At 46.5% G+C, this 5,728-nt stretch carries 5 protein-coding genes; 1 reads left to right on the top strand and 4 read right to left on the bottom strand.

The features are described from left to right. The 4 genes from V3S16_RS16475 to mnmG all read right to left on the bottom strand — a co-directional run. A partial coding sequence (locus tag V3S16_RS16475) for a zinc-ribbon domain-containing protein (RefSeq protein ID WP_413886916.1) occupies positions 1-812 on the bottom strand: 812 nt, incomplete at its 3' end. 15 nt (positions 813-827) lie between these two features. Continuing rightward, entirely contained in the window at positions 828-1,346 is a 519-nt protein-coding gene (gene hpt / locus V3S16_RS16470) for a hypoxanthine phosphoribosyltransferase (protein ID WP_413886914.1), read from the bottom strand. Positions 1,347-1,703: 357 nt separating this feature from the next. Further along, positions 1,704-2,621: a DnaJ C-terminal domain-containing protein gene (locus tag V3S16_RS16465; protein WP_413886912.1), complete on the bottom strand. Its 918-nt coding sequence runs from the start codon at positions 2,619-2,621 to the stop codon at positions 1,704-1,706. A 123-nt stretch (positions 2,622-2,744) separates the two neighbouring features. Beyond that, positions 2,745-4,622 carry a tRNA uridine-5-carboxymethylaminomethyl(34) synthesis enzyme MnmG gene (gene mnmG, locus V3S16_RS16460; protein ID WP_413886910.1) on the bottom strand — a complete coding sequence of 626 codons (1,878 nt, stop codon included), beginning with the start codon at positions 4,620-4,622 and terminating at the stop codon, positions 2,745-2,747. 197 nt (positions 4,623-4,819) lie between these two features. On the opposite strand from mnmG, the gene V3S16_RS16455 reads away from it, so the two are divergent. Beyond that, positions 4,820-5,728: TIGR01212 family radical SAM protein (locus V3S16_RS16455; protein WP_413886908.1), on the top strand; the 909-nt coding region annotated here is incomplete at its 3' end.

Here is a 5,728-nt window from a genome sequence, read left to right as displayed (position 1 = left end):
GTTTCGGGTGTTTTTTCTTCTTCGGCTTCAAGGTCCAATTCCAGATCCAGCTCTTCAATGGCATCTTCGGCGACCTCTTCGGTTTCAAGATCTAAATCCAGGTCGAGTTCTTCAACGGCTTCCTCCGCAGCTTCTTCAGGTTCGGGCGTTTTTTCTTCTTCGGCTTCAAGGTCCAATTCCAGATCCAGCTCTTCAATGGCATCTTCGGCGACCTCTTCGGTTTCAAGATCTAAATCCAGGTCGAGTTCTTCAACGGCTTCCTCGGCGACCTCTTCGGTTTCAAGGTCTAATTCCAGTTCCAGGTCTTCAAGAGCATCCTCGGCGACCTCTTCGGTTTCGGGCACCTTTTCTTCTTCGGCCTCAAGATCGAGGTCCAGCTCCAAGTCTTCGACGGTATCCTCGGCAACTTCTTCGGTTTCAAGGTCTAAATCCAGGTCCAGCTCTTCAATGGCGTCCTCGGCGACCTCTTCGGTTTCGGGTGTTTTTTCTTCCTCGGTTTCAAGCTCCAGGTCCAGATCTTCAATGGCATCCTCGGCGACTTCCTCGGTTGCGGGCGCTTCTTCCGTGGCGGCCAAATCAATTTCATCAGACAAAGGTTCATCTTCTTTGTCAGTTTCAAGATCGAGGTCCTCTTGTTCGGCCTCCAGATCGGGTGCAGCCTCAGTGGGTTTAACAGGTTCTTCCTGCGTTGCTGGTGGATAAGCTAGAAAAACATTATTACATTTTGAGCATCGAACCTTAGAACCTGATGGCGTTAAAAGGTTTTCATCTACATTAAAGCTGGCTTTGCATTGCTCACAGGTAACAATCATGATACACCCCACGGGTTAAAATTTAAGGCGATAAACTCCAGGTAGCTCCCTATATTTATCGTGGTAATCGAGGCCATAACCGACAAAAAATCCTTTGGAAACCATATGGCACGTGTAATCGATTTTTATTGCTTTACAGCGTCTTTCGCGTTTGTCAATCAGGGTACAAATCTTGATTGTGTTTGGGTTGCAAGTTTTTAAGTAATCAACGATATATGATAAAGTCAAGCCTGTATCAACAATGTCTTCGACAACCAGCACGTCTTTATTTGTTAAATTGATCTCTACCTTTTTGGTCAGATGGATGGTGCCACTTGAAGAAGTGCTGTTACCGTAACTGGAAGCACCTACAAAATCAACTTTCACCGGAATGCTAAGGCAGCGGACAAGATCAGATAGAAAGATGAACGCGCCTTTTAAAATGGCTATAAGAATAAGTTCCTTATCTTGATAGTCGGATGAAATCTTCAGGGCAACTTGCGCGACCAAATTACTGATTTCATTTTTTCCCAGCACAGGAATCAATTCAGGCATAAAAAGTTAGTATAATAGTTCTCTTTTTTAAGCCCTGCTGTAAGCGGGACGCTGCATAAAATCGCGAAGCGATTTTATAACTTGAACAAATCGTCTCGCGAACTATTCTGGATTAAAAGTATTATATCTTGATAAAAGTACATGGAATAGAGACTCTTGTCAATAAAATTAATTGTTTGCATTCAAATCGCGGGCTTTTCGCGCGGTAGCCAACGCAACATTTAAAGCCCGGAGGTGCTTTTGTGCTTGCGGTCTTTGGCCAAAAAATGAAGTTTCCCGCCGTCCCGCCAGGGCGGGATGGGGAATGCACTCGCTATTGCCGTTCGAACCGCCCGCTTGCGGGTAGTCGTTGACTGCTCACATACCTGCATTTGCCAGTTGCTTCACCAGCTTTTTCTGATTTTCACTAAGTTGTTTGGGCATATTGACATGGATGTAGACGTAAAGATCGCCCTGGTCTTTGGCATTCATATGCGGAAGTCCATGGCCTGCAAGGCGCATTTTGGTCTTATGCTTTGTACCTGGAGGTATTTTTAAGTTCAATTCCTTGCGGGTTATGGTGGGGACCGATATGCTCGTTCCAAGAATGGCGTCGCTGAGTTTTATCTCCCGCTTGGTATAAAGGTCGTGCCCATGGACGTCGTAAACCGGATCACCAAGTACTTTGGACTTGATGTACAGATCCCCCGCAGGACCTCCAAACGGACTCGGCTCTCCTTTGCCGGCCAGACGAAGTTTTTTTCCGGAAATCATCCCCTTGGGAATCTTTACCGTCAATTTTTCCGAACGTTCCTGGTGCTGAAAAGATACTATTTTAGTGGTTCCTGTAGCCACTTCCAGCAGCGTTAAAGGAAGTTCATACACCAAGTCGGCACCTTTCTGCAAAGATTGTTGTGGTCTTGTACGAGAACCATACGGGGAATCACCGCCGAACGAAAAACGCATACCGCCCGGACCGCGCGAGAAGCGGTTTCCACCGCCAAACCCGAACTCCCTTAATATATCGGCAAAATCAAAACCCTTGAAAATGTCTTCCTGAGAATAGCGCTGCTGAAATCCGGTAGAGCCGAATGTGTCGTACTGTTGGCGCTTTTCCTTATCACTTAGCACGGCATAAGCTTCGCTAATTTTTTTAAATTGTTCTTCAGCGTTTTTGTCTCCTTTGGCATGATCGGGATGGTGCTTCATGGCGAGCTTCCGGTATGCTTTCTTGATATTTTCATTAGAGGCGTTGCGTTTAACACCGAGCATTTTATAATAATCAGTTTCAGGCATCCTGTTTGTTCCTTAAAATAATATTGATGATCTCGTAAAAAAAGGTTTAAATCGTTAACTAAGAGCCACCTTTTATCAATAATAAAAATAAGTTGAAATCGTTAAGTGTCAAGGGTTATTCCGTCAATCCTCTACACGGGAGGCTTTCAGCGCAATCATTAATACGGAAAGGGCCGCAGGGGTGATGCCGTCCATGCGAGACGCCTGACCCAGAGAAGCCGGCCTGACGGCCGCAAGTTTTTCTTTGAGTTCGTTTGAAAGACCGTGCACTTCTTGAAATTCAAAGCCGGCAGGTATTTTCATCCTTTCGAGGTTTTTAAATTTTTCGATTTCCCTTTCCTGACGCTTAATATAACCTTCATATTTGATTTCAATTTCCACCTGACTGGCGACCTTTGCACTGATATTGTCGGGGCTTTTTGCCAGCGCCTCAACGGCGTGGTAATCAATCTCGGTTCTTTTCAATAGCTGTTCAAGATACATGCCACTGTTGATAGGTTTTGAGCCCTGGCCAACCAAGAGGTCGTTAGTCTCTGTTGTCGGCTTGATAATAGTATCCTTGATCCGCTTGATTTCCTTGGCAATCAGCTGTTTGCGCTCTTTGATATCTTGCATGGTGTCTTTATCGATCAGGCCCAGGTTATGTCCGATCTCCATCAATCTTAGATCGGCATTATCTTCCCGCAACATCAGCCTGTATTCTGCACGTGAGGTAAACATGCGGTAAGGCTCACGTGTCCCCCTGGTCACAAGATCATCTATCATTACACCCATATAAGCTTGAGATCGGTCTAAACTAAATTCAGGCCGGTTTTGGATCCGGCAGGCGGCGTTGATGCCCGTCCATATCCCTTGGGCGGCAGCCTCTTCATAGCCTGATGTTCCGTTGATCTGGCCGGCCATATAAAGACCGGCAACCAGTTTGGTCTCAAGCGTAGGTTTAAGCTGAATCGGGTTGACATAGTCGTATTCAATGGCATAGGCGGGACGCATGATTTCGGCGGCTTCCAACCCTTTAACAGACCTGACCAATTGGACCTGTATTTCCATGGGGAGGCTGTTTCCGAGTCCGCTGGCATAGATTTCATCAGTATCTATACCTTCGGGTTCAAGGATAATCTGATGCCTGTCTTTGTGTGGGAACCGCACAACCTTATCTTCAAATGACGGACAATATCTGGCGGAAACCCCTTTGATGATTCCGCCGTACAGAGCAGAATGTTCAAGATTATCCTGTACGATCTTTTGGCTTTGGGGGTTGGTATGCCCGATATAGCTATGCATAAGAGGATTAGAAATTTTATCGGAAAAGAATGAAAATGGTTTAGGGTCCGGATCGGACTGGTGTACGGTAAAGGCCGAAAAATCGATGCTCGATTTGTTTAGCCGGGGGGGCGTGCCGGTCTTCATTCTTCCGAGTGCAAAACCCAGTTCCCGTAAATGCAGCGGCAGGCCATAAGAGGCAAATTCACCGGCCCTTCCGGCCTGGATGGAATTGAATCCAATATGAACCAAACCGCTTAAAAAAGTGCCCGTGGCCAGGATAACGGCTTGGGCCTCGTACCCAAAGCCGGTTTTATCCTCTACCCCGAAGACCTTGCCGCCTTCTACTACAAGCCGCTCAATCATAGCCTGTTTTAGCTCCAGGTTCGGTTGTTTTTCAATCACGGCTTTCATGTCCAGATGGTAGCGAGTTCGGTCGTTTTGGGTTCTGGTGGAATGAACCGCCGGACCTTTTTTGGTATTGAGGGTCTTATATTGTATGGCTGTTTTGTCTGTAATTTTGGCCATCTCGCCGCCCAGGGCATCGATTTCTTTAACGAGCTGACCCTTGGCCATGCCTCCAATGGAAGGGCTGCAGGCCATCACGGCCACTTTGTCAAGGTCTATGGCCAGTAACAGGACACGGCACCCCATTCTGGCAGATGCAAGCGCAGCTTCACAACCGGCATGACCTGCACCAACGATGATAATATCGTATTTTTTCTGGTCGAAAACCATGAGGAAATTATTTTACAATTTTTATACACAAATGTATATAATAACCTAATTCGTTTCTGAATTGTGAATTTCGTGCTTTTTGTGGCAAATTTTCATTATGCCATGAAGGCACGAAGACAATAAATCAAATATTTCCTTTGTGTCTTAGTGACTTCGTGGCCAATATTTTTTTGTTCCCCACTTCAGTTTGAATGAATATGGCAAAGCGATATAATGATTTCAACACTTACTTGAGGGATATTTTCGGATGCAGGGTTCAGAAAATTACCATCGATGCCGGCTTTTCCTGCCCTAACAGGGACGGTAAAATTACAACCGGAGGATGCATTTACTGCAATGACAGAGGATCGGGCAGCGGTGCTCGTGCCCGAGGGCTTTCGATTACCGAGCAGATCGTTCAGGGCAAAGAGGCACTTGCAAAGCGATATAAGGCCAAAAAGTTTATAGCTTATTTTCAAGCGTTTTCAAACACATATGCTCCAATAGACCGGCTCAAAAGCCTCTATGAGGAGGCCCTTGCGGTGGACGATGTGGTCGGTTTGTCCATCGGCACGCGACCGGACTGCGTGGATGAGCCGATATTGGCCCTTTTACAGCAGTATGGCATAAACACCTTGGTCTGGATTGAGTACGGGTTACAGTCGGCCCATGATGCCACTCTGGCTTTAATTAACCGGGGACATGATTTCAAGTGTTTTGCACAAGCCGTTGATGCCACCAGGAACAGAGGTATAAAAATCTGCGCCCATGTCATTTTAGGGCTTCCCCAGGAGAACAAAAAACATATGCTTGCCACGGCAGACGCCATTGCCGACCTGGGAATAGACGGCATCAAGCTGCACCTGCTTTATATTATTAAAGGAACGAGACTGGCGGGTCTTTACGGGCAAGGGGCATATAAGTGCTTGGAACAGCAAGAATATGTTGACCTTGTGTGCGATTTTCTGGAACGCATTCCGCAGGATATGGTTGTTCAGCGCCTGACCGGGGACCCTCATCAACAAGAGCTGGTGGCCCCCATGTGGTCCCTTAAAAAGACGGAAACAATCGCTTTGATTCAAGCAACTATGGATGCTCGCGATTCTTGGCAGAGCAAATTTACAACC

This window comes from Candidatus Desulfatibia sp. (assembly GCF_036446775.1).
GTDB lineage: Bacteria > Desulfobacterota > Desulfobacteria > Desulfobacterales > UBA11574 > Desulfatibia_A.
The sequence above is the reverse complement of the archived record's forward strand: the minus strand, read 5'-3'. Positions and strand labels throughout refer to the sequence as shown.

Coding starts and splice junctions, on each gene's coding strand:
- V3S16_RS16465 (WP_413886912.1), bottom strand. CDS start 2,621: ATGCCTGAAACTGATTATTATAAAATGCTCGGTGTTAAACGCAACGCC.
- hpt (WP_413886914.1), bottom strand. CDS start 1,346: ATGCCTGAATTGATTCCTGTGCTGGGAAAAAATGAAATCAGTAATTTG.
- mnmG (WP_413886910.1), bottom strand. CDS start 4,622: ATGGTTTTCGACCAGAAAAAATACGATATTATCATCGTTGGTGCAGGT.